A 22,033-nucleotide genomic window follows, 5' to 3' on the forward strand; every position below is an offset into this window, starting at 1 on the left:
TCTCGCCCGGCGGGACCAACGCGGCTGAGTGCGCGCGAGACGATCCCGCGCCGGCCTTGGCCTGAGATGGGTCGTCCGGCCTGAAACGGATGGACGCGCGTGATATCCGGCGGGACTATGCCCGCGGCCCGTGCCGACAGATGAGGCCGCAGCTTAACTGTGCGTCAAGTCACGTTGCCTTTCAACATCCGACTGGTGCTGGTTCGCTGCTGGCATGGGCAGGCATGTGCACGAAAGTGGTAGCATGATCTGACTGGTTCTGGTCGATTCTGTTGAACAAGCCCGGTTCTCACCCTTCGTTCGAGGAAGCGTCCGCTGGCGTGCAAGATTATTCCGGCGCTCGTGGCACAGCCCCCCTAATGGAGGCTGCGCGTGCGGCTGAAAGAACAAAAATGCTCAGTCTGCGAGCGCCGCGGCACGCGAATGTCTGCGCAAGGAGTTTCTCAACACAATCGGCTAATAGACGACGTCAGCGCCAGAGTAGAAAATCGTCCAATTATTAATGGCTGAGGTGTCTGTCGTGCGATTGTTGGAGCCGTCACGCGCCTGCCCGGTGGCGATCACATCGATAGGTTTCAGGGAATAGGTGCTGCTGATACGTCCTGTATTGTTCCCTCCGAAACGGTTGACAAACACCAATTTTTCATCCTCCGCCTCAGTGTAGAAGTTGAGGATGTGGGTGCCGCGGCAAGCGGCTGCCGGATTGCCGCCAAAGCAGGCGCCTTGACCATTGTCCTGCGACGATAGCAGGTTGATGGTCGGCCCATACAGCGCCCCGAAAGAGCCGCCCCGGCCGCATGATCCGGCTTCGAGCACTCCGATCGTCCAGCAGTTGCACTCGCCTCTGTTATCGACTGCACCGCCCCAGACGTAGCTAAGAGTGCCAGACGCTGGTGTGGCGGAATTAAGCCACGGATAGATTCGAAGCGTGTTCGTCACATAGTCGGCCTTAATGATAGTGTAGAGTTCGTCACTGATTCGCACTTGGAAATTATTCAGCGTGGACGGAGCTCCGCTTACATTGTCGCTAAAGAGCGCTGGAGGCGGCATTGTAGCCAGGGATATTGTTGTGTATTGCGAGGTCGAATTGGCCGAGCCAGTGTTAACTGGATTAGAATAGATAGATATCAAACTCTGGCCACTAGCTGAGTTGCCGCTGCCGCAATAGTCCGCCTCAATGGAACCGATCCGAACAAAGTTGCTGTTCGACGATGCCTCGCCATCAGCATGGACGCCCGCGAACCAAAAGCCCTGAATGAACAAATCATCAAGCGCGAGTTGGCGACTATCGACGATACGAAGACCCACAGCGCACTGAGTGCGAGTGCTGTAATTTGCCGAAAGGCTTGAGCCTCCGCGCAACTGGATACGACATCTGATCTGCGCCGAGGGCAAATTGGTGATCGTTAGGAGATTGTCCATCTCCGCGCCGGCCGTGAGGCTGAACGTCCCACCATCGAAGCGCCTTGTGACTGAGTTGGTGCCGTCAGGATTACCCCATACGATGCCATCGGTGACAGTGAAACCGCCGATCAGATAGGGCATGGCAACGCTGTTTGCGGTCATGTAGTCGAAGTATGCCTGAAGGGCTTCTGTCGGATCGGGACCGCCGGTGGGTACACCATAAACGTAAGGCGTGAACGGATAGTTCGTGGTGTCGAGCCGGAACTTTCGTCCGCTGGCGTCAGTAAACCCAAGCCGGGGATACGTCGTCAGGTCTGGGTTCTCGGCGACACTGTGGTAGTACCAAGCCGCCCCAACTCCTGCCGTATGGTAACCCGTCGTCTGAACTCGAGTGACCCTAGGCGGAATGTACAGTCCTTCGGCCTCCACCTTCAAGCCGATGGAGGACATCTGGGACTTTACGTTGACCGGATCAATGTCCGTGATCGTGCTGCCGCCCACATCCTTGAGGACCGCCCGGTAGGTGAGGTCATCATCCAGGTAAGCGACCGCAAAACGGCCCGATGAATCGGCTGTAAGATTCGAGCCAACCGAAGTTGAAAGCGAGGCGTCGGAGTAAACGCTCGCAGGTGTGAGAGTGTCGGTGAGGTAGAAGTCCCAAGTAGCGCCAGGGATCGGATCGCCATTGGCGTCAAGCGCAGGCTGATTGGCTTCGTGGAATAGACTCATTTGTTGATCTCCATGCTAAGACTCAGCGAGAAGCCTCCGAGGTGTACGGCGCCCCATTTGGCTTCAGGAAGTGGTAAAGTTTATTGGGAGGTCCTCCGTCCTTGTTCACGCGCTCGCTGTGACGTAGTCGACTTTAGACAGGCGCTACATTGCCGTCTCCAACAATCGACCCAACAGGAGGAGGGCTCCACAGCGGTAGGAGCCCCTCGAGTGATCGATCCCCTGGCTGTCAAGCATGCCTCTCAGGCGGACCGCAAAGCCCGCCCCCGCCAAGTGAGGCGGCCCCAGAAGCCGAGGGAACCCGAAACGGGAGGATGAGGGCTGCTTTCGGTTGAGCATTCTCAACCCCCGACGGTGGTGCGGAAGGTGATGGCGGCGACCACCATCTCGCTTGCCGCCGTCTCCCTCACCGGATCGGCAGCATGACTGAACGGCAGCTCCCGGTAGAGCTGATCCGACCGCTGCACGACCTGACATGGCGCAAGCCAGCCGACGAGCATCGGGAGGAAGGAAGTAGGGCCGCGGGCGAAAGACCTCCGGTTATAGGCTCGGGTCCCGGACGAGGGCGTGTATCCCCAACAGTGAATTGCTCAACACCAGTCCCCGGGCGATCATCCGCTCATGTCCAAGCCTCGCCACATGATGATCGCGCTCCTCATTGCCGCGGGCGTCTCCGTCACGCCTGCAGCGGCCGCCGAGCCCCGGTCGACGGATGTGGAAGTGACCGTCACGCTGGAATGGGCCTACCGGCCACGCCCTCGCGTCGCCGTCGACGGTATCCTGTGGCTTTGCCAGGGGAACAGGTGCAGCGCGCGCCTCGCCGATACGCCTGCTGCGGTCGAGCGCGCCTGCTACCGCTTCGCCAGCCGTGTCGGCCGGGTTCTGAGCCTCGAGGGCCTCTCCGCTGCGTTGGACGAGGAGGCGCTGGCCCGCTGCAATCGCAATCGGCGCTGAAAGCCTGGTTTCAGGCGCGCAGGCGCTCGGCCGAAGGAGGAGGCTGGCAACGCGCCGCTGTGTTCGCGGGGTTGGCAGTGGTCGCCAGCAGCACGTCCACCGTCGTTGCTGCGGCCTCGGCATAAGCGGGGTCGCGGTGAATCAGCGTGTGGACGATGGCGCCGTCGAGCAGGATCATCAGCGCGCGGGCGAGGCCAGGGCTGTCGGCGCGGCCCTCCTCCTCGAGCATCGAACGCATCCACGCCTCGAACTCCTTCTTGTGCCGGCGCGCGGCGAGCGAGGCCGGATGGCCTGGAAGATGCGCGAGCTCGCAGGCGGCTCGCAGGAAGCCGCAGCCGTGCCAGCTCGGATCCGAAGCCGCGGCAGCCAGCTTGCGGAAGACCCTCGACATCCTCTCCGCCGTGCTCCCGGTTGTGCCGGCCCAGCCCTGATAGCGTTCGAGGACGGGCGCGCGCCGCGCCTCGAGATAGGCGCCCATCAGGTCGTCCTTGGACCGGAAATGATAATAGAGGGTCTTCTTGGTGACCCCGGCGCGGGCGGCGATCCGGTCCATGCTGACCGCCGACAGGCCCTCGGAATAGAACAGGTCGTCAGCAGCGATGAGGATCTCGTCGCGCGTCGTCGCGGCAGGTGGCACCATCTTGCGGCTCCTTCCTTGGCCGACGATAGTCGGACATGGCCGGACGCCTGTAAACTCACCGGGGAGTATAGGTGCTGCCGTCCGTGCGAGCAGACGATCCGATTGCCGATGTCTCGGGAGCGAGGCAGGTTCGTTGCGCCGGTCCCGCTGCTTGCGGCGCGGTCACGCCCTCACCTCGCAGAGGGGCCGCGCCTTTGACGGGCGGCGAGCCTGAGTCGTCGTCCGGCGTCAGCCGAGGGATGTCGAAGTGGTGCGAAGCGCCTCGAGCAGCTCCGGCGCCTGCCGCTGGCGGCGGCGGTGATAGGCGCGGACCAGGCCCGCCAGCATCCTCAGGTCAGACTCCCGCCAGGCACGGGTGAGCGAGCCTTCCTCCTCGGCGAGGCCGGCGAGCACCTGCGCCTCTACCCGCCGGACGCAGGCAAGGCGATCGTTCATCCGCTCGATCGCGTCGCGATGCTCGGCGCTGCCGGCGGCGCGGACGATCTCGTGGAAGAGGCAGGGCGCGCGCATCGTCGCCCCTTCGCCCGGCATCCTGCGGGAAGGGGGGAGCGGGGGCGGCCGCCGGGACTCGCGCGCGACCGACCGGCGCAGGGCCAGAACGACCAGGGACCCGTTCCACCCATAGAGGTCGCGCAGCTGGGCCTCGGTGGGCGAGGGCACGACGAACCCGTTATGCCGGGGGGATTCGACGAGCCGCTCGCCGACCAGCCGGTGGAGCGCGTCGCGGACCGGGGTGATGCTCGCCGTGAGCTCGGCGCCGATCGCCGCGGGCTCGAGATGGGCGCCCGGCGCGAACGCGCCCTCGAGCAGCCGCTGCTTGAGCGCCTGGTAGACGCGCTCGAAGGTGGGGCCGGGGCTCATCGCCCCGGCCACCCGACATGGGCCGACGGCGTCACGCCGCCTGCTCGAAGGCATGCGCGTCGACGGCCTTCCGCTGGTGCGGGCGGAGCGCGTCGGCGGCGGCGAGCGGGCCCGGTTCCGTGTCGGCCAGCAGGATCGACGGGCAGCGGCCCTCGTAATTGCCGAGATTGGGCCGGTGCTGGCGATAGCCGATCAGCGCCGCCAGCTCGGGCGTGAAGGTGCGGGCGATTTCCGGCGGGTAGGCGAGGAACTGGTTCTCGTAGGTCCTGAGCCAGCCGAGGCTGTAGCCGGTGACCATGCCGCGGCGGACCTCTGTGCTGCGATTGGCGCCGGCGCCGTGGAGGGTCGATCCGAGGAAGAGGAGCGCCGATCCGGGCTCGAGCTCCGCCACCGTCTCGCCGGATTGCGGGTCCGGGAGCAAGGCGCGCGGGCCATGGCTTTCCGGCCAGAGCCGGGTCGCGCCATTGTCGCGCCTGTAGCGGGTAAAGGGCCACATCACGTTGAGGAGATATTCGATCTCGCCGACCGGCCCCTGCCACATGTCCTGGTCGCGGTGCGGCATCTGCGCGAGCGCGCCGGGATGGACGGCGATCGCCTGGGTGAGGTTGAGCTGGATGCGGTCGCACCAGGGCAGGAGCAGCCGCTCGGCAATGCCGGTGACCAGAGGCTGAAGGACCAGCTCTGCGGTATGACGGGAACGCGCCAGCAGCCGGCCGAACCGCTTGGTGCGCTCGCCATAGAAGCGCCCTTCGCAAAAGGGCGTCTCCGCAAAATCGGCCGCCAGGTCGGCGTCCAGCCTCTCGACCAGCTCGCGCGGGACCAGGTCGGGGATGACGCAGAAGCCCTCGGCGAGGAGCCGTTCGGTCCAGCGATCGACGAGGGAATTGGTCTTGGGGATGGTCTTCATCTCGTCCTCCCTTCAGGCGGCCTGAAGGGCCGGTTCGGTCGCGGGACGCACCGCGCGGCCGACGCCGCTGGCGGCGAGCAGGGGCGGCGTATCGGCGTCGATGTCGATCCGCAGCGCGCCCAGCATCCTGCCGCCGATCCGGCGCGGCAGGCCGAGCGGGCGGCAGCGCCAGCCGAAGGCCAGGATCTGCTGCAGCCAACCCATCTCGGCAACGCCGGTGTAGGTCGTGATGCCGGCGGCGAGCGCATGCTCGACCAGCGCCGACACCAGGCGGTTGCGGACCTCGAGCCGGTCGGCGGCAGCCAGGCGGCGATCCAGGCAGAAGCGCGTGATCTCCCTTGTATCGGATCCTCGCGGGGGTGGGCTCGCGCACAACTGCGGAAAGAGCGTGTCGAGGATGTGGGGGTGCGTCGTCCTCAGCAGCCGGGCGGAGGCGAGATGACGGCCGTCGCGGTCGGTCAGGATCAGGTAGACGGCATGCTCGTCGTCATACTGGTCGATCTCGTAGCGGTCGTCGATGACCGGAACGTCCCATTTGAGGAGGTCGACGAAGACGCGCTTGCGCGCGGCGAACATGGCGCGAAGCGCCGGCGTCTCGAATGGATGGCGGACCTTGTCGGCGATGAGAAGCATGTCACTCTCCCTGCGTTGAGCAGGGGCAGCTTCGCCGCGGGCAAGCTTCGCCGGCTATTCCCTGAAAAGGGAATGGTCAGCGCCGGAAGATGTCATGGAAGCTGATCGATCCCTCGAACAAGGCGTGGATGGCGACGAAGCTCCGCTTGCCGACGCCGTAGCGCTCGCGCGCCATCTTCACGTGCCGCGCCACCGTATCCTCCTTGACGCCGAGGATGCGGCTGATCTCCCAGTCCGACTTGCCGCGGCCGACCCAGATGATGCACTCGCGCTGGCGATCGGTCAGGCGGGGGAGGGGTTCGCGGTCGCCGGCGCGCACCCGCCACAGCCGGCGCGCGGCCTCGAAGGCGAAGGCGCCGACCAGCTGCGCCGAGGGGAGGGCGTCCTCAGGCACTACGATGCCGGCAGGGTTGGCGAAGGAGCAGGAGCCGTTCGACTCGCCCGGGACATGGGCGGGAATGGTGAAGCCGTCGCCTATCCCCTTGGCGACGGCGCGGGCGAGGATCTCGTGGTCTCCGGGCGTCAGCGCGATCAGCCTGGGCAGCTCCGACCAGGCAAAGCCGACGCTGGTGACGTGGCTGGCGCGGTGGACCGGGTCCGACACGCCCAGCCGGTTGCGGTCATAATAGTCGACCCAGTCGTCCGGATAATTGTGCAGGCGGATCGCCGTCTCCGCGGTCTCGCGCACGTCGACATGATGCGAGAGGGCGAAATGGTGGAAGCCCATCTCGCGGGTGACCTCGCCGAGGGCTCCGGCGAGATCGGTCTCGGACCGGATCAGGGAAATTTCACGCAGGAAGGATTCCGCCCGCTCGAAGCTGGCCATGCGACAGCGCGTCCGATCCCGAGGGGCATTCCAAGCTGCCGGTCCCGAAATCGTCCCTTGAGCGACGCAACCGGGTCTCGACCGCTCGCGTCGCGGGTTGAGAGCGGAGCAGAATTAGCGCGATCGCCGCTCGATGCAAAGAGAAGAGGACGCCCGGAAACCAAATATCTCAATTATAATTACACGTGCAGGCGCAACTCTCTGCCCCTTGCGTGGAGGCGGTAGCAATAACCGCCCTGTCTTGACTGGGCATCGGGATCGACTTCGGAAGGCGCCGGCCTGTTCGTCGCGGCCGGCCTGCCTGGCGTCTTCCGTCGGCAAGGAGAGGGTGATTGTCCTACTCCGGTCTCGTCGACGAGTTCGATCGCAGGGTGGCCTTGTGCGAGTCCGACCTGCAGCTGCGGGCGCTGCTCGACGAGGTCATGCGCGAGATGGGCTTCGACTATTTCGCGCTGCTCCATCATGCCAGCTTGGGACGACGCGCAACCGGCTTCGTGCGCGTCGACAGCTATCCGGAAGGCTGGGAGGAGGAGCTGGTCGGAAGCGGCCTGATCGGCTGCGATCCCGTCCATGTCGCCAGCGGCCGCACCCAGGCCGCCTTCCGCTGGGACGAGCTCGGGCGGTTCGCCGCGATCGGGCCCCTCCAGCGCGAGGTGCTGGAAAGGAGCGCCCGGTTCGGCCTGGGCACCGGCTTCACCGTCCCGGCGAACGTGCCCGGAGAGCCGGCCGGCTCCTGCTCGTTCGCCGTGCGCCGCGGGCGAGGTCTTCCGCGCCCGGCGCTGGGCTGCGCCGAACTGGTGGGCGCGCATGCCTTCCGGGCCGCGCGGCGGTTGAGGGGGATGCCCGCCGATGTCGCGTCGACGCCGCGCCTGAGCCGGCGCGAGGCCCAATGCCTCCAGTTCGTCGCCGCCGGAAAGACGGACTGGGAGATCGCCATGATCCTCGGCATCGGCCACGAGACGGCGCGCCAATATGTGAAGAGCCTGCGCCGGCGGCTGGGCGTCGTCAGCCGCGCGCAGCTGGCCGTGCGCGGGCTTCGGGACGGGCTGATAAGCTTCTAGGCCGCCACAGGGGCGGGACGGGCCGGGCCGCCTCGGCCGGAGACATCGTCTTGCGCAGGGGCTGGCAGGCGGCGCCTCCATCCCCGCTCAGTCCTTCGCCGAGGCCTCGCCTCCGGAGCCCCGCTGCGGAAACTGATCCAGGGCACGCCGCCAGCGTCGCTCGACGAGATAGAGGGCATCATAGCCGCCCAGCGACAGCATGGCGGCGCTGAAGGCGGCGAGGCTGGTCGACAGGCCGAGCAGCTCGGTGAGCGCGGTCGCCGCGATGGCGAGGAGCGGCATGATGAGCAGCCGCCGGATCCACCAGCGGCGGTCGGGCGTCCGGCTCGCCTCGAGCTCGCGGCCGTAGGAGGCGGCAAGGCCGGCGAGCAGGGCCAGCGCGATGGCGCCATACAGCGCGCCCTCCTCGATCCAGCGCCACCCCCTCATCGGCCCGCGCCCGGGTTGGAGCCGTCGGGCGCGTGGCTCTCCATGAAGGCGAGCACGCGCCGGACCGTGGCGGGCCGCGGCTCGCGGCCGTCGCGCAGGTTGAACAGGAAATTGGGATCGCCGAGCGCGTCGCGGCCGAACCGCGTCGGGGGCATCCGGCTCTGCCTGAGATAGGCCTCGATCCGTTGAAGCAGCATAGGAAACTCCGAATCACTAGAGGCACATGTTCCCTGTTTGTTTCCTACTTGTCTAGGGATTTTCCTAGTGCTAGAAGATCGGCATGTCAGGCATCGACCAGCGCGCCGCGCTCGAGCGGCTCATACGGGAGAGGCGGGAGGATTATGCCGGCCTCTCGCGGCTGCTCGGCCGCAATCCCGCTTACATCCAGCAGTTCATCAAGCGCGGCTCGCCGCGCAAGCTCGACGCCGACGATGTCCATGTCCTCGCCCGCTATTTCGGCGTCAGCGAGGCGGAGCTGGGGGGGCGCGACGCTGCCGCCTCCGGCCCCGGCGCCCGCTTTGTCCAGGTGGCGCGGCTCGATGTCGCGGCCTCTGCCGGTCCTGGCGCACTGGTCGAGGGCGAGGAGGCGGTCTCCCCGATCGCCTTCGATGAAGGCTGGCTTCGCCAGCTGTGCGGGGCGCGGTCCGGCGACCTCTCCTTCATCCGGGTGCAGGGGGATTCGATGGCGCCGACGCTCGCCGACGGCGACGACATCCTCGTCGACCGCAGCGATCGCGCCGAGCGCCTGCGCGACGGCATCTATGTCCTTCGCCGTGAGGACAGCCTGATGGTGAAGCGGCTGGCGCCGAGCCCCGCCGGACGGCTGGTGACGATCAAGAGCGACAATCCGGCCTATCCGGAATGGCGCGACTGCGACCTCGCGACCGTCGAGATCCTCGGGCGGGTGGTGTGGGCCGGCCGCCGGCTGCGCTGACCAATCCTACATAATCACGGCCAAGGCCGATTGTAGGATACTTGTAGGAAATTTCCGCTCATTCTCCTGGGTACATCGTCGGGCCGCTCCTTCCGGCTCTGCGATGGCCCCGCCGGGCTCGCCCCCTGGCCCGGCGGGGAACGCCAACAGGAGACATGCGATGAAACCTCTCGAGAAATGCCTGCTCGCGCTTGCCGCGGCGAGCATCACTGCCGCGGCCCTGGCCGAGGAGATCATCACCTACCGCTACGACGCCCGCGGGCGCCTGGTGAAGGTGGAGCGGGCGGGCGACGTCAATGCCGGCGTCAACACCAGCTACACCTACGACAAGGCGGACAACCGCACCAACAAGACGACCACCGGCGCGCCCTGACCGGCGCGCCGGCGACGGGATCAACCCGGCGCTCTGCGCCACCGACTTCGGAGTATCCAAGATGACCAGCAACCTGCTTCGTGCGGGCGCGATCGGCTGCGCCCTGCTCGCTTCCACATCCCTTGTCGCGCCCGCCATGGCGCAGACGAGCTTCCGGCCCGCCTATCGCACTCTCGATGCGAACGGCGTCGATCTCACCCACGGCGATTTCGTGCTTTCCTTTGTCGAGGGGCGGATCGGCTCCGGCGGCGGCGAGCTCGCGCTCGTGCGGCAGCTCGCGAGCGGCAATGCGACGAGCATCTGGGACAATATCCGGCTCGAGGCCTTCAGCACCGGGTCGGTCCTGATCGGCTTCGGCCAGCGCTGGGAGCGGTTCACCTACTCCGGAACGGCCTATGTTCCCAATCAGGCGAACGGCGCGACGCTGAGCCTCAGCGGGAGCACCTATACCTACAGGGCCGCCGACGGCACGACGATCACCCTCATCCCGGCCGACTATAATTGCACGCCGACCGCCTCGCTCGCCTGCACCTGGCTGCCTTCGGCCATCACCAGTCCGAACGGAAAGACCGTCAGCCTTTCCTGGGAGCAGTGGGTGAGCTGCAGCTGGGAAGAGCCGGACCAATGCACCGTCGACGCCTGGCGGCTCGGCCGCGTCTCCAACAGCTTCGGCTACGCAATCCAGTTCAACTACGCCTCGGGCGGCGAGGGCGGACCCAATCCGCCGCCGAGCACCTGGCGGCGGCGGACGGGAGCCACGTTCCACAACAGCGCGGCCGGCAGCGGGGCGCAGGCAAGCGTCGCCTACGCCTATCCGGCCAGCAACATCACCGAGGTCACCGACATGGGCGGCCGCCTCTGGCGCTTCACCCAGAACAGCAACGGCGTCTCGATTCGGCGTCCCGGCGCGTCTTCCGACACGACGTTGGTCACCACGGGGACGTACGGGGTCACCCAGGTCGTGCGGGACGGGGTGACCACCGGCTATGCCCGGACCGTCAGCGGCTCGACGGGAACGATGGTCGTGACCCAGGTCGACGGGAACGCCTCCACGCCGGATCCGCAGACCACGATCGTCTCCAACCTGACGCTCGGGCGGCCGACCTCCGTGACCGACCCGCTGAGCCGCACCACCGAATATCAATATGACAGCTTCGGCCGGCTCCAACGCATCACCGAACCCGAGGACAATTATGTCCACTTCACCTACGACGGGCGGGGAAACGTCACCCAGACCCAATACGGGCCGAAGCCGGGCTCGGGCTCACCGGTCCTGACGACGTCGGCGGCTTATCCCGCGAGCTGCGCCAATCCGGTGACGTGCAACAGTCCGACCAGCACGACCGATGCACGGAGCAACACGACCAGCTACACCTACGATTCCACGCACGGCGGCGTCCTGACCGTCACCGGCCCTGCCGTCGGCGGCGGCAGTCCGCAGACCCGATACGGCTACACCCTCACCAATGGCGAGTACCAGCTGACGAGCATCTCGGCCTGCGCGAGCGGCTCGGCGCCGACTTGTCTTGGCCAGGTCAACGAGTCGCGGACGGTCCTCGGCTATGACGCCAACGGCAACGTCACCTCGGTGCAGCGGCGCGACGGCACGGGGTCGCTCACGGCCACGATGGGCATGACCTACGATGCGCTCGGCAACCTGCTGACTGAAGACGGGCCGCTCACCGGCAACGCGGATACGACTCGCTTCCGCTACAACGCGGCCCGTCAGCTTGTGGGGGTGATCGGTCCTGACCCAGACGGCACCAACGCCCTCAAGCATCGGGCGGTGCGCACGACCTACAGTTCGACGACGGGCCTTGCCACCAAGATCGAGCAGGGCACGGTCAATAGCCAGTCGGATACCGACTGGAACGCCTTCGCGAGCCTGGAGGAGGTCCAGCAGACCTATGATGCCAGTGCGCGGCCGACGGTGCAGCGGCTGGTGTCGGGCGGCACGACCTATGCGCTGACCCAGACCAGCTACGACGCTTTCGGTCGGGTGCAGTGCGTGGCACAGCGGATGAACAGTGCCGTGTTCGGCTCGCTGCCGACTTCCGCCTGCACCCTGGGCACCACGGGCAGTCACGGTGCCGACCGGATCACCCGCTCGACCTACGATCTCGCCGGACAGGTGACCCTCGTCCAGACCGGCTATGGCGTCAGCGGCGTCCAGGCGAACGAGGTGGCAACCGCCTATACGAGCAACGGCGAGGTCCAGCACGTCACCGACGCCGAGGGCAATCGCACCACCTATGAATATGACGGCCATGACCGGCTGGTGAAGACGCTTTTCCCGTCGCCGGACACGGATGGGGTGAGCTCGATCAGCGACTTTGAGCAGCTGACCCTGGACGCGAACGGCAATGTGACGAACCGGCTGCTGCGGGGCGGCGGCAGCATCGGGTTCACCTACGACGCGCTCAACCGCGCGACGCAGAAGAACCTGCCTGCTCCAGGTCTCGACGTCACCTATGGCTATGACCTGCTCGGGCGGATGACCTCGGCGTCGACGACGGCCCAGACGCTGTCGTTCACGTACGATGCGCTCGGGAGGAACCTGACCCAGGTGGGGCCGTTCGGCACGGCCATCTCGGCGTATGATCTAGCCGGCCGCCGGACGCGGCTGACCTATCCCGGCGGCAGCTTCTTCGTCGACTACGACTATCTGGTCACCGGCGATGTATCCAGGATACGGGAGAATGGCGCCACGTCGGGCGCGGGAATCCTCGGCACCTACGCCTATGACAATCTCGGCCGGCGCACGGGCCTCACTCGCGGTAATGGCACGGTGACCACTTACGGCTATGATGCCGTGTCGCGGCTGTCGCAGCTCGTGCAGGGACTCGCCGGCAACAGCCACGATCTGACTTTGGACTTCACCTACAATCCGGCGAGCCAGATCGCGACCAACGAGCGCTCGAACGACGTTTTTGCCTGGACCGGCGCCTCCAATGCGAGCCAGGCCTACATCGCCGATGGGCTCAATCGCTACACGAGCATAGGCGGCGTCCCGACGGCCTATGACGCCCGACGGAACATGACTGCCGCCGGCGGAACGACCTATGGGTACGACTTCGAGAATATGCTGACCAGCGCGAGCGCCAGCGGCGGCGTGACATTGACCTACGACCCGCTGATGCGGCTCTACCAGACGAGCGGCCCGGCGACGACGCGCATGCTCTATGACGGTCATAGCCTTATCGGAGAGTATAATGGGTCGAACGGGCTGCTGAGGCGCTATGTCCACGGGCCTGGAGTCGACGAGCCTTTGGTCTGGTATGAGGGCACGGGCACGACGGACCGGCGCTGGTTCCATGCGGACGAGCGTGGCAGTATCGTCGCCGTCAGTGGCTCGAGCGGGAGCCTCGTCGGCACCGTCAATCGTTTTGATGAATATGGTGCACCCCAGGGCACGGTGACCGGACGGTTCGGGTTCACGGGCCAGGCCTGGATTCCGGAAATCGGGCTTTGGTACTATCGCGCGCGGATGTACAATCCGACGCTGGGCAGGTTCATGCAGACCGATCCCATCGGCTATGGCGACGGGATGAACCTGTACGCCTACTCTCGAAATAACCCGGTGAATTATCGAGATCCCGCTGGTCTCGAGACGATCGAGGTTGTGGGTACATGCGGTGGCGACAAGATAAAGGTTGGCGGTTTCTGCATACAAAACATCAACTTGGGTGATATTCTAGGGGTCACCGCGAACTCCATTTCGTTCTACTCGCAGCTGGCACCATCTACTGATGGCAGCATGGAATGCATGATGCAGGTCGACGTGGTCACCTGCATAATTAAACCCATCGCCGAGACTGCACGGCGGGAACTCCGAAACTCGATCTGCTCAGCCTTGTCGGTGCTTCCTGACAGAGGTCGCGTGCGATTCGGCGGAGACGCTGCCTTCGGGATGGGCGGGCTCCTCAATTTCACTTCAGGGCTTTCATTGCGGCGAGATGGTAGTTTTGCTTTCGACTTTACGGGTGGCGGCGGCCCAGGGGGCGGCGCCCTATTGGGTGGCGGCTTGTCGATCGACAATGGAGCGCGCGAGCACGGTTGGACCTATCACATCGACCGATACATTGCGGGTGGTGGTGGTCCCGTCAGCGGCAGAGTCGACTTTGATGGGAGAGATATATCTGGGGCACAGTTTGGGTGGCAGCCACGAGGGTTGGGCTTAGAGGCTGGTCTCGTCGGAGGCGTCACTCTGAACGGAACCTATACCTACGCTTCCAACGCGATATGCAACTAGGTAGATCAATTCAGCACCAAGACTAGTAAATTAGAATCTGTACGCTAATAGTGACATCCTAGTGTTTATCTACAAACAGAATGTTGTTGTCCAGTCGCTGCCCATAGGGACTTTTCAGCTTCCGCGCGCTCACGAACGTCGGAATCTGAGGGATCTTGCGGCCTGAGGCGGCGATTGGATAGCACGCCCGCCGACGTCAAGTTAGCCGCTCTGTCGACGACATAGAATTCTACTATGTTTTCGCTCTCAACGGCCCTGGCTAGCAATATCTCAGCGGCAGTCGGTGAGGACGCAGCGAGATAGTGCATATGGCCGTCGGGGCCACGAGTTTCGACCTGTTTAGATATAAATGGTGGATCTTCAACACTATTACCTTCGACGAGGCCAAGAGGACCAGCTATATCAGCAGAAATTACATTAGTATTAGGATTTCTATGTGAAAGCTGCATTAATGCCACCAAGCAGTCTTCCGTCAAGACGCCATCTGTGATCGATACCGTCGGTTTGCAGCTTGATATTACGATGGCTAAGAACATAAGTGACGATGATCGCAAGGCGCGGGTACAGTTCACTATCTACTCCTGTGACAGAATGCCTGACGAATCTGGTAAGTTACGTTTGGTCTAAAACAAAATAGGCAACCGGTGCGTAGTGGCGTCGTCGTAGCTCCGGCCTGAACGTTAAGCTGGCAGCATGTGTCCGCCGTCAATTAGCAAGGCGAAGCGACACTTCCAATAGCGCTGAACTTCGACCAGGTGGACGCGGCCTGGATACCCTTGACGATGCCCCTGGCAATGCTCCGCTCGGTTTGCATGGAATTCCCTCATGTGGGGGAATGGCTCTCCGACCCTGGTGCTGGTCTCCTCGATGACCGCAGACTGGGAGACGGCGCATGGCGGACCATGACCTCGCAAGGCGCCGACGCGGCGCCACCTGAGCGGGTCTTCCCGCGCATACCCGTCGCGAAACCGTGTAAATGGCGCTCCCTTCATCTGATTGTCCTGACTGGCGGGACTCGCAGGCTTATGCGGCTTTGGCGAGGATGGATCGCGCGGGCTTCGCCTGGGAATGGCTGAGGCGAGACGAAGAATATCGGTCGGCCGCCCGGGAGACACGCGCTGGTGGTGAGGCCGGCTCCTTTCACTCCGCAGCGGCCCGCTGGGGACTCCACGCATTCGAGGATCCGGACCTGCCGGCGCCGCTGGCTCGCCCAATGTGGCGCGCAAGCGTTCATCCCTTCGTGCTGCCAACTGAGGCAAGGCGAGGCGGGGTCGACAGGTTCGATCTCGCCCGCTTGTCGCCGCTGGCGCGCCTGCTGCGATCTCCGAGTGGAGCCGAGCACCTCCTGCTGTCGGATGGCCTGCGCTGTCTGCGGATCGACATCCGGTGCGGCACCGTCTCGGACGGGGCGGTAAGACTGCACTACCGGCTCTCGGGCCTCTCGAGCCTGGAGCCGCGCCTGCTGACGCTGCGGCGGCTCGTCGCCTTGTGGAAGCTCGGACGCTTCTCTTCCCGGCTTCATCCGGTGGAAGCGCGGGCGCCGCGATGGATCATGCAGCTGCGTGCGCACGACGCTTTGGCCGCCGGTGCCAGCCAAGGTGAAATAGCCGAGCAGCTGCTGGGCCTGGAAGGGCAGCGGAGGCGCTGGCGGATCGAGCATCCCGATGCGCGGGCACGCGCGCAACGCCTCGTCCGCTCGGCGCGATTCCTGGCGCGTGGCGGCTACCGCGCCTTTCTTCAGCCGCATGGTGGATCGGCGCGCGCCGACTAGCTGAGTTGGAACTGTTGAGGGATGTCTACGGGCGCGCGGCTCCGGCTGGAGAGGAACGGGAGGCCGGGGTCGATGTGCTCTCCGTATCCCTGGTGTCGCAACTTCGCGATCCGGGCGCGCCAGTTGCCTGCCGCAGGTTCGCCGTCCGCGGAAACTACGAACCGCATGGCGGCTCGATTTCGGCTGTACCGGCTTTTCGAGCCTCTTCCCCGCCGCTTCGTCGCGGCATTCCCGCTGCATGAGGGAGCGCGCGGGGCGCTCCCGGATGCAACGAGGATCTCATGGACGACGATGTCGCCCGCGCGGCCCGGGCCAAGAAGGGAAGCCCGTTCCTGTCGACCGAGCAGGCGGCCTTCTATCTCGGATTGAGTGCCCGCAAGCTCCAGGCGATGCGGGCGGCCGGCTCGGGGCCGCGCTTTCGGCGGCACAGCCGCTATGTGCGCTACCATATCGACGATCTCGACCTGTGGTCGAAAGAATCCGGCGCCGCCCATGGCTGAGGGCCGCGACCTTGCGCTCGTCCGCTGGGGCGAGACCCTCCGTCGCGATCGGGTCCGGCGGCGAAGGCGGCGACGGCTGACCGCGCTGGCGGCCATCGTATCCGCGGCGTCGGTGGCGAGCCTTGCCTGGCCGCCTCGGCCGCTCTTGCTGTGGAACGCAAGCCCGAGCGCTCCGGTCGGCCTCTATGGGGTGACGGCGCCCGCATCGGTCGGCGCCGGTGACATGGTGATCGCCTGGCCTCCGGCTGAGGCCCGGCACCTTGCCGGGCGGCGTGGCTATCTTCCCGTGAACGTGCCTCTGGTGAAGCGCGTCGCGGCGGCGCCGGGCGACAGCGTCTGCGCGGTCGGCGAAGCGGTGTTCGTCAACGGACGCCTCGCCGCGCGGCGCCGGGAGGCCGACGGCGTCGGGCGGCCGCTTTCCTGGTGGACCGGCTGCCTGAGGCTTCGCGCTGGGCAGTATCTGCTGCTCATGTCCGACAGTCCGTCTTCATTCGACGGGCGCTATTTCGGGGTGACGGCGCAGCGGGTCCTGGTCGGCAAGGCGAGGCTGCTATGGGCGCCTTGAGGACCCTCGCTGCCCTCGCGCTGCTGACACTGCCGGGGGCGGCCGCCGCGCAGGTCGACCGCTGGGCGGCGCCGATAGCGGAAGCCTCGGCCCGCTTCGGCATTCCCGAGGTGTGGATCCGCCGGGTGATGCAGGCGGAAAGCGCAGGGCGCACTCGGCTCGGAGGTCGGCCGATCGAGAGCCGGGCCGGGGCGATGGGGCTGATGCAGCTCATGCCGGCAACCTGGCGGGAGATGCGCGCCCGGCTGGGCCTGGGACCCGATCCGCACGCGCCGCGCGACAATATCCTGGCCGGCACCTTCTATCTGCGGCTTATGTACGACCGGTTCGGCTATCCGGGCCTGTTCGCCGCCTACAATGCCGGGCCCGCCCGTTATGCGGAGCATCTGGCGACGGGGCGGCGGCTGCCCCGCGAGACCGTCGCCTATCTCGCCAGCGTTGCCGGAGGTGCCGCTCCCTTGGCGGAGAACCGGTCCTTCGCCTCATCGTCCCTATTCGCGGTTCCCCCAGGTTCGGAGCTGCCCCTGGATGAAGTTCCTGTGACGGCGAGCCTGCACGAGAGAGGAGGCTTGTTCGTGCCGCTGGGCCGCGTCCGCGATCCGGGGGAGGAGAGGCAGCGGCCGGTGGCGCGCAACGGAGGAGACGCGCCATGAGCCTCACGGATGGACCCGGGGGCCTCGAGGCCGAGGCCCGCGCCCTGGTCGAGCGGCTGGGCGGCCGCTGGGGGCGCGGCGGCGGAATGTGCCGGTGCCCCGCGCATGACGATCGCCGGCCCTCGCTCAGCATCCGGCCGGGTCGGCGCCGGCTGCTCCTCCATTGCTTCGCCGGCTGCCGGGCGGACGAGATCCTGCGCGCTTTTGCCCTGGCCGGCCATTTCGTGGGGCGGGCTTCACGAGCGTCGGGAGAATCCGGCGCCGGATCTGACGGGAAGCCGGATTGCGGTCCGCCGCGGGCGGTGCTCCGGCTCTGGGGTGCCGCCCGGCCGCTTCCGGGGACCGTGGCGGAACTCTATCTCGAGCGGCGCGGCCTGCGCACCGGCACGGACGAGCTGCGCTTCCATCCGCGCACGCCGCACGGGCCGCGGCCGCTCACGCGTTTCCGGCCCGCGCTCCTGGCGGCCGTCCGCGACGAGACGGGGATCGTCGCGTTGCATCGCACCTTCCTCGACCCGGCCGGCAACGGGCTGGCGGCGATCGATCCGCCGCGTTGCGGACTCGGCCGCTTCGGCTCCGGCGCCGTGCGCCTTGGCGGCCTCGCCCCCAGGCTGGGGCTGGCGGAAGGGATCGAGACGGCCATGTCCGCTTCCCATCTCTTCCGGATGCCATGCTGGGCCACGCTCGGGACGGAGCGGTTCGGCCGGGTCGCGCTGCCGCATGAGGTCGGGGCGCTCGTGCTGTTCCTCGACCATGACGCGGGCGGGTGCCGGGCGGAGGCGCTCGCGCGCGAGGCCTACGCGCATCTGGATATCGAGGTCCGCCGCCCGCGACTGGCCGGGGCCGACTGGAACGACGTGCTCCGCGCGATGCGGCGCCTTCGCGCTTGATCGCAGGGACGATGTGCGCTCGGCCACGGCGTCGGCGGGCCGGCCCGAACTGGCCCGGGCGGCAAGCGCATGCTCGCCGAATGATCGGGGCGTCAGGCGGAGCCGACGGTGGTGGTGAGATAGGTCCGCCGTTCCGACCGCAAAGTCGAAATGGACGGCGTCATGCCGCGTCCCGAGCTTCTCGTAGAGCGCAAGGGCCGGCGCGTCATCCGGATCCGCCTGGACGTAGATGGTCCAGGCCCCGCGCGCCGCCGCCACCGGCTTCAGGGCCTCGATCAGGGCCGTCGCTATGCCCGAACGCCGGTGCCCCTCCGCGACTGCCAGGTCGTAGATGTAGAGCTCGCTTCCGGCGCGCTCGCACTTCCGCAGGACATAGGCGCAAAGGCCCCCGACGACCGCCTGGTCCTTCTCGGCAACGAGGGCGACGAAGTCGGGTGAGCCGAGCCTCTCCCGCAGATAGCCGTCGTCCGGCCGTGCCGCGCCATAAGCGGCTGGATCATCGAAGGCCTCGCCGAACAGGTCGAGAAGCTCGTGCATCCGCCCGACATCTTCTGATGCAAGAATCTGGATCACATGATTCACGCTGGTGCCTTTCGGATGTGCGGCCGGGCCCGGTGTCCGACCGGAGCCAGGCGAAGAGCTCCCGCACTTGGCCGTCCGGCGGCAGGCGAAGCTTTGTCTAGGGGCAGCGGTGGGATCCCCAATAACGGTCCCATCGTGCCGCCGTGCCGCTCTCGACCATGGCGCAGGAGAGGTCGACCCCGTCCCGCCGCCGGCAGAAGGCGGCGATGCGGTCGAAGCTGGTGCCGACCCTGCAGCAGGTGAGCGGCTCGCCCTGCGCCAGGCGTCGAAGCTCGGCGGCGGCCGCCTCGGCCGAGGCCGAGGGGCAGGGGTGGCCGTCGGTGCAGCGGCCGTTGCGCTCGCGCGCCGCGATGCCGGAGAGCCGCAGGCGGATCTGACGCCCTTGCGCATTGGTCTCGGCGCAGCGGAACGTGTCGCCGTCGGTCACGCTGGCGACGGTGCAGGCGAAGGTCGCCGCGTCGGCCGCGGGGGCGTCGTTCCCGGCACGGCTCCAGCCGAGCCCTGCGGCCCCCAGGGCGAGGACCAGGAGGGCGGCCAATGGCCGGCGAAGGCGCGTCCGGCGCCGCCTGCGGACGGGGCTTCTGCGGCGCTTGCTCATGCCCGGGACTGCCTCGCCGGCCTTGGACCGCGTCGTGGGCGGGCTGTCCGAAGGAGCAGGTTCGAAAGCGGCCAGGCCCCCGCGCGGTGCATTCGGCCGAGATCGGATCCGGGCTCACGGCGGTTCGCCATCCTTGCTGCTCCAGCTTGATCGTGTCGGGACCGGGCACGGCGGTGCCGCGGGAGGCGCCAGCCTATCGGGTGGCGTCGGCCGATCAACCGTCTCGACGGCGGAGACGCTGGTCTCTGGCGCCGGGGGCGGCGGCGCAGGCCAGCACGGCCGGCCGGATTACGGGAACACGCGAAGGCGGTGCGGCCTGGGACATTGGCGGGGTCGGCCGGGTTGCCGAACAAGGTTGGCATTTTATCAACCTTGATGGGCGATGTGGGTCCGGGGATCGACGTGCCGGTACGGAGGAGCGGCGCGGTCGAGGCGTTGCCGGGGGGGGCGGTCAAGAGCACGATGAATATCTCGCTTCTGGCGCGCTTCCACGCCCGCTCCGTCGGCGCGGGCGCGGCGCGGTCGATCATCCTCTGGGCGGCGCTGGCGATCCTCGTCCTGACCGGCCTCGGCTACCAGCTCGCCTCGGCCCGCGCCGAGCGGGTCATGCTCGAGGAGCTGTCGGCCTATGTGGCGCAGCGCGGCCGGGCCGAAAGCCAGCCGTTCCTTGCCGCAGAGGCCAATCTCGAGATGGTCCGCGACCGGTTCCTCGAGCTCTACAACGATCCCGCCGTGCTTCCGGCGCCCCGGTTCGAAGAGTGGTTCGTGGAGGACCGTCACGGCGCCCTCCGGCTGCGCCGCGAATATTTCGAGGGCCGCCGCGACGCCGACGGCACGCTGCGCCGGGGCACGTCCGGATTCATGGGCCGCAAGCGCCCGCCTCTGACTCCGGAGCTGCGGCGCCGCCTGGTGCTGGCCTATCAGCTGGTCGACCGGTTCGGTCCCGCCTGGATCGGCCAGTTCGACAATTTCCACATCAGCCTGCCGGAGAATGCGCTCATCATCCACTGGCCGGGCGGCAATTGGGGATGGAATGCCGATCCCGAGCTCGACATGGTGGCGGGCGCCGTCATCAGGAGCACGCTCGCTTCGGAAAATCCTTCGCGGCGTCCGGTCTGGTCAGGCCTCTATTACGATCTCACCGCCGGCCACTGGGCGCTGACCTACCAGCTTCCGGTCGACCTGGGCGGCCGCCACCTCATCAATCCCAGCCACGACATACGGGTCGGCGATCTGGTGCGGCGACTGGCCGAGGATCATCCGCTCGGCGGGCGCAACCTGATCGTCTCGGAGGCCGGCAAGCTCGTCGCCCAGCCCGAGCGCATGGCCGACATCCTCCGCAATCGCGGCGTGCTCGACATCGCGCAGCTCGGCGACCCGGCCCTGCGCACGGTGCACCAGGCGCTGCGCGACCAGGTGATGGGGCGGGTGGCGACCGGGGAGTCGCGGATCCTGTGGATAGACGCGCTCGACGCCTATGTCGCCTTCACGCGGATCGAAGGGCCGGACTGGTGGTTCGTGACGATCTTCCCCGGCGACCTGGTCTCCCGCGAGGCGCACCGGGCGGCCGGGCTCATCCTGGTCGGCGGCCTGCTCCTCCTCGGCTTGACGTCGCTGATCGTGCTCTCGGTGCTTCGCCGCCGGGTCGCCCGTCCGCTGGCGGCGCTCGAAAACGCCTCGCGCCGCATCGCGGCAGGCGACCATCAATCGGTGGCTGGCGACGAGATCGACCTGCCCGACGATCGGCAGGACGAGATCGGCCTTCTCGCGCGCGCCTTCCGGTCGATGGCGGCGGAGATCGGCTCGGCGAGCGCGGAGCTCGAGCGCAACGTTGCCGCCCGCACCGTCGAGCTGCAGCTCGCCAACCGCCGGCTCGAGCAGCTCAGCCTGCGCGACGGCCTGACCGGCGCCTTCAATCGCCGTGCGCTCGACTCCGACCTGGACGCGGCGGTCACGCGGGCGCGCGAGCTCGGTATCCCCTGCACGCTGCTGCTGTGCGACATCGATCATTTCAAGCTCTACAACGACCATCATGGTCACCTTGCCGGCGACGAGGTGATCGAGCTGGTCGCCAGCACCATCGCCCAGTGCGTGCCCGACGAGCGGGTCTATCGGTTCGGCGGGGAGGAGTTCGCGGCGATCCTCGACCCGACCCTTTGCGATCCGGCCGCGATCGGCGAGCAGCTGGTCCGGCGCATCGCCGCGCTCGGCATTCCCCATCCGTCCGCGCCCCGCGGACAGGTGACGATCAGCGTCGGCATCGCCACGGCGGACGAGGGGACGAGCGAGGCCTCCGCCTTGCTGCTCGCCGCCGACGAGCAGCTCTACCGGGCGAAGGAGGAGGGCCGGAACCGGGCATGCTGGAAACGACCGGATGGCGGGAGGGTGTCCAAGGCGGCCTGAAGCGCCCTGCTTGGTGCTCATTGCCGAGGAGGCCCTCGTCCTGAGCCCGACCGCGGATTTGTCGCAAT

General features: G+C 66.9%; 21 protein-coding genes and 2 pseudogenes. 12 read left to right on the forward strand and 11 right to left on the reverse strand.

The genetic code is table 11. The features are described 5' to 3' along the window. Window positions 1-456 precede the first annotated feature (456 nt). Together DDE10_RS23400 and DDE10_RS23745 are read right to left on the reverse strand one after the other, a co-directional pair. On the reverse strand, window positions 457-2,133 hold the full coding sequence (locus DDE10_RS23400; protein ID WP_162806475.1) for a hypothetical protein: 1,677 nt from the start codon (window positions 2,131-2,133) through the stop codon (window positions 457-459). Between the two features lie 341 nt (window positions 2,134-2,474). Next, entirely contained in the window at window positions 2,475-2,600 is a 126-nt protein-coding gene (locus DDE10_RS23745; protein ID WP_284734514.1) for a hypothetical protein, read from the reverse strand. Window positions 2,601-2,772: 172 nt separating this feature from the next. On the opposite strand from DDE10_RS23745, the gene DDE10_RS08160 reads away from it, so the two are divergent. Further along, a complete protein-coding gene (locus tag DDE10_RS08160; RefSeq protein WP_162806477.1) occupies window positions 2,773-3,087 on the forward strand; it encodes a CC_3452 family protein in 315 nt (104 codons plus the stop codon). 10 nt (window positions 3,088-3,097) lie between these two features. Here the strand turns inward: DDE10_RS08160 and DDE10_RS08165 are convergent, their stop codons facing one another. The 5 genes from DDE10_RS08165 to DDE10_RS08185 all read right to left on the reverse strand — a co-directional run bounded on the left by DDE10_RS08165 (window position 3,098) and on the right by DDE10_RS08185 (window position 6,954). After that, window positions 3,098-3,727 (reverse strand): TetR/AcrR family transcriptional regulator, encoded by a 630-nt coding sequence (locus DDE10_RS08165; protein ID WP_114952223.1) that lies wholly within the window; start codon window positions 3,725-3,727, stop codon window positions 3,098-3,100. Between the two features lie 228 nt (window positions 3,728-3,955). Then, entirely contained in the window at window positions 3,956-4,588 is a 633-nt protein-coding gene (locus tag DDE10_RS08170; protein WP_162806479.1) for a GntR family transcriptional regulator, read from the reverse strand. Between the two features lie 31 nt (window positions 4,589-4,619). Then, complete coding sequence (locus DDE10_RS08175) at window positions 4,620-5,495, reverse strand: phytanoyl-CoA dioxygenase family protein (protein WP_114952225.1); 876 nt, start codon at window positions 5,493-5,495, stop codon at window positions 4,620-4,622. Between the two features lie 12 nt (window positions 5,496-5,507). After that, window positions 5,508-6,128: an acyl-homoserine-lactone synthase gene (locus tag DDE10_RS08180; protein WP_114952226.1), complete on the reverse strand. Its 621-nt coding sequence runs from the start codon at window positions 6,126-6,128 to the stop codon at window positions 5,508-5,510. Window positions 6,129-6,204: 76 nt separating this feature from the next. After that, window positions 6,205-6,954 carry a LuxR family transcriptional regulator gene (locus DDE10_RS08185; RefSeq protein ID WP_114952227.1) on the reverse strand — a complete coding sequence of 250 codons (750 nt, stop codon included), beginning with the start codon at window positions 6,952-6,954 and terminating at the stop codon, window positions 6,205-6,207. A 332-nt stretch (window positions 6,955-7,286) separates the two neighbouring features. Here DDE10_RS08185 and DDE10_RS08190 point away from each other — a divergent pair, with 332 nt between their 5' ends. Continuing rightward, window positions 7,287-8,015 carry a LuxR family transcriptional regulator gene (locus DDE10_RS08190; protein WP_114952228.1) on the forward strand — a complete coding sequence of 243 codons (729 nt, stop codon included), beginning with the start codon at window positions 7,287-7,289 and terminating at the stop codon, window positions 8,013-8,015. 87 nt (window positions 8,016-8,102) lie between these two features. Here the strand turns inward: DDE10_RS08190 and DDE10_RS08195 are convergent, their stop codons facing one another. Together DDE10_RS08195 and DDE10_RS08200 are read right to left on the reverse strand one after the other, a co-directional pair. Then, entirely contained in the window at window positions 8,103-8,444 is a 342-nt protein-coding gene (locus DDE10_RS08195; protein ID WP_114952229.1) for a hypothetical protein, read from the reverse strand. Further along, a complete protein-coding gene (locus tag DDE10_RS08200) occupies window positions 8,441-8,641 on the reverse strand; it encodes a hypothetical protein (protein ID WP_114952230.1) in 201 nt (66 codons plus the stop codon). The genes DDE10_RS08195 and DDE10_RS08200 overlap by 4 nt, the downstream gene beginning before the upstream one ends. Before the next feature lie 83 nt (window positions 8,642-8,724). Between DDE10_RS08200 and DDE10_RS08205 the strand changes: the two genes are divergently transcribed. From DDE10_RS08205 to DDE10_RS08240, 9 genes and pseudogenes are all read left to right on the forward strand, one after another. Next, window positions 8,725-9,378, forward strand: coding sequence for a S24 family peptidase (locus DDE10_RS08205; protein ID WP_114952231.1), 654 nt, complete (start codon window positions 8,725-8,727; stop codon window positions 9,376-9,378). A 160-nt stretch (window positions 9,379-9,538) separates the two neighbouring features. Further along, window positions 9,539-9,751, forward strand: coding sequence for an RHS repeat domain-containing protein (locus DDE10_RS08210; RefSeq protein ID WP_114952232.1), 213 nt, complete (start codon window positions 9,539-9,541; stop codon window positions 9,749-9,751). A gap of 61 nt (window positions 9,752-9,812) precedes the next feature. Then, the gene (locus DDE10_RS08215; RefSeq protein WP_162806480.1) at window positions 9,813-14,003 is read left to right on the forward strand and encodes an RHS repeat-associated core domain-containing protein; all 4,191 of its coding nucleotides are present in this window, start codon (window positions 9,813-9,815) and stop codon (window positions 14,001-14,003) included. A gap of 976 nt (window positions 14,004-14,979) precedes the next feature. Next, a pseudogene (locus DDE10_RS24050) lies at window positions 14,980-15,162 on the forward strand (transcriptional regulator domain-containing protein); the annotation flags it as partial. 54 nt (window positions 15,163-15,216) lie between these two features. Further along, a complete protein-coding gene (locus DDE10_RS08220) occupies window positions 15,217-15,774 on the forward strand; it encodes a DNA -binding domain-containing protein (protein WP_162806482.1) in 558 nt (185 codons plus the stop codon). A 281-nt stretch (window positions 15,775-16,055) separates the two neighbouring features. Further along, window positions 16,056-16,274, forward strand: a complete 219-nt coding sequence (locus DDE10_RS08225; protein WP_114952235.1) for a helix-turn-helix domain-containing protein — start codon at window positions 16,056-16,058, stop codon at window positions 16,272-16,274. Continuing rightward, complete coding sequence (locus DDE10_RS08230) at window positions 16,267-16,839, forward strand: S26 family signal peptidase (RefSeq protein ID WP_114952236.1); 573 nt, start codon at window positions 16,267-16,269, stop codon at window positions 16,837-16,839. Before DDE10_RS08225 ends, DDE10_RS08230 begins: the two co-directional genes overlap by 8 nt. Beyond that, window positions 16,827-17,492: a lytic transglycosylase domain-containing protein gene (locus DDE10_RS08235; protein ID WP_114952237.1), complete on the forward strand. Its 666-nt coding sequence runs from the start codon at window positions 16,827-16,829 to the stop codon at window positions 17,490-17,492. Before DDE10_RS08230 ends, DDE10_RS08235 begins: the two co-directional genes overlap by 13 nt. Continuing rightward, complete coding sequence (locus tag DDE10_RS08240) at window positions 17,489-18,382, forward strand: DUF7146 domain-containing protein (protein WP_114952238.1); 894 nt, start codon at window positions 17,489-17,491, stop codon at window positions 18,380-18,382. The genes DDE10_RS08235 and DDE10_RS08240 overlap by 4 nt, the downstream gene beginning before the upstream one ends. A gap of 219 nt (window positions 18,383-18,601) precedes the next feature. Here the strand turns inward: DDE10_RS08240 and DDE10_RS23995 are convergent. Beyond that, window positions 18,602-18,919: pseudogene (locus tag DDE10_RS23995) on the reverse strand (GNAT family N-acetyltransferase); the annotation flags it as partial. A 142-nt stretch (window positions 18,920-19,061) separates the two neighbouring features. Continuing rightward, window positions 19,062-19,562 (reverse strand): thermonuclease family protein, encoded by a 501-nt coding sequence (locus tag DDE10_RS08250; RefSeq protein ID WP_162806484.1) that lies wholly within the window; start codon window positions 19,560-19,562, stop codon window positions 19,062-19,064. A gap of 462 nt (window positions 19,563-20,024) precedes the next feature. Between DDE10_RS08250 and DDE10_RS08255 the strand changes: the two genes are divergently transcribed. Then, window positions 20,025-21,965 carry a diguanylate cyclase gene (locus DDE10_RS08255; protein ID WP_162806486.1) on the forward strand — a complete coding sequence of 647 codons (1,941 nt, stop codon included), beginning with the start codon at window positions 20,025-20,027 and terminating at the stop codon, window positions 21,963-21,965. The last annotated feature ends 68 nt before the right edge of the window (window positions 21,966-22,033 follow it).

The sequence above is a fragment of the Sphingosinicella terrae genome, assembly GCF_003347635.1.
Classification (GTDB): Bacteria; Pseudomonadota; Alphaproteobacteria; order Sphingomonadales; family Sphingomonadaceae; genus Allosphingosinicella; species Allosphingosinicella terrae.